At 62.4% G+C, this 1,586-nt stretch carries 1 protein-coding gene; it reads left to right on the forward strand.

Annotated features, from left to right (window positions below; genetic code table 11):
* Positions 1 to 77: 77 nt before the first annotated feature.
* Positions 78 to 1,586 (forward strand): flagellar biosynthesis protein FlhA (locus J2X92_RS29495; protein ID WP_307581442.1); only part of this gene is annotated, 1,509 nt, incomplete at its 3' end.

The raw sequence follows: 1,586 nt of genomic DNA on the forward strand, positions 1-1,586 counted from the left end.
CAGGTCGCCCGCATCATCGTCTGGGTGTTCGCGATGCGCGAGCAGCGACAAGGTCGCGTTGGCGCTGGAACGGTTTCATGAACGCGCTGGCACGCACTCTCGGCAAACACAGCGATATTGCGCTGGTGCTGCTCGTGCTCGGCGTGCTGGTGGTGCTTTTTGCACCCATACCCAGCGGGCTGCTCGACTTTTTGATCTTGAGCAACTTCAGCTTCGCATTTCTTGTGCTGCTGCTGACCTTCTACATGGCCAGACCGGTGGAGTTTTCCACCTTTCCCTCGCTGCTCCTGATAGCGACCTTGTTTCGTTTGTCGCTCAATGTGGCGGCTACCCGGCTGATCCTCTCGGATGGCGATGCCGGACGTGTGATCGGTGCAATCGGTGCTTTCGTGGTCGGTGGGAACTACGTCATCGGGTTGATCGTCTTTCTCATTCTCATCGTGGTGCAGTATGTGGTGGTCACCAGCGGTGCCCAGCGGGTGTCTGAAGTCGCCGCCCGGTTCACGCTCGACAGCATGCCGGGCCAGCAGATGAGTATCGACGCCGACCTCAACATGGGCTTCATCGACCAGGCCGAGGCTCAACGTCGCCGCAAGAACCTCGAAAAAGAAGCCGGCTTCTATGGGGCCATGGACGGTGCCAGCAAGTTCGTCAAGGGTGATGCGATCGCCGGCATCATCATCCTGTTGATCAACATCATCGGCGGCTTGGTGATCGGCGTGATGCAGCACGGCCTTCCCTGGGGCCAGGCGCTGCAGACGTACACCTTGCTGACCATCGGCGACGGCATCGTGACGCAGGTGCCGGCACTCGTAATCGCCGTCGGGACTGGCATCATCGTCACCCGTTCCGCGTCCGATGCAAATCTGAGCAGAGAGGCCTTGCGGCAGATCAGCTCGTTTCCCAAGACGCTTCTTCTCGTGGCGATGGCACTCGGAGGTTTGCTGGTGCTCCCGGGTATTCCCGCCGTGCCGACGCTCGCGTTGACCGCCTGCTTCCTGCTGGCCGCGACCATGCTTTACCGCGCTGCCAAGGCAAAGGCCGGAGGCGCGAAGGATGCCGGAGCTCCGAGGGGCGCCGCGGGAGAGGCGCCAATCACGGCGGCGGCTGGCGCAGCTGCTTCCACGAATGACGATCCGTACGCTCAGTTGCAAGTGGAGCCGATCGAGGTTCACCTGGGCAGCAACTGGGTGCCGCTGATCAATCAGCCGGGCAGCGTTTTCATGGAGCGTGTCGCGAGCTTCCGCAAGCAGCACGCGCAGGAGTTCGGCCTGGTGCTGCCACGTGTCCGGTTCAAGGATTCGGCGCGGCTATCGGCCGACAGGTACGAAATTCATCTCGACGGCGTGCTGGTCGGAAAGGGTGAGGCTCGCGCCGACAGGCTGCTCGCCATTCATCCCGCGGGCGACATCAAGTCGGTGCCCGGTGAGCCGACCCGCGACCCGACGTACGGACTGCCGGCGCTGTGGATCGAGGAAAGCCAGCGCGAAGCGGCCAACCAGGCGAAATACACCCTGGTCGATGCGCCGACTGTCTTCATGACGCATCTGACCGAGATGCTCAGGCGTGAGTCGGCCACGTTGCTC

It is taken from the genome of Variovorax paradoxus (genome assembly GCF_030811855.1).
Lineage (GTDB): Bacteria > Pseudomonadota > Gammaproteobacteria > Burkholderiales > Burkholderiaceae_C > Variovorax > Variovorax paradoxus_L.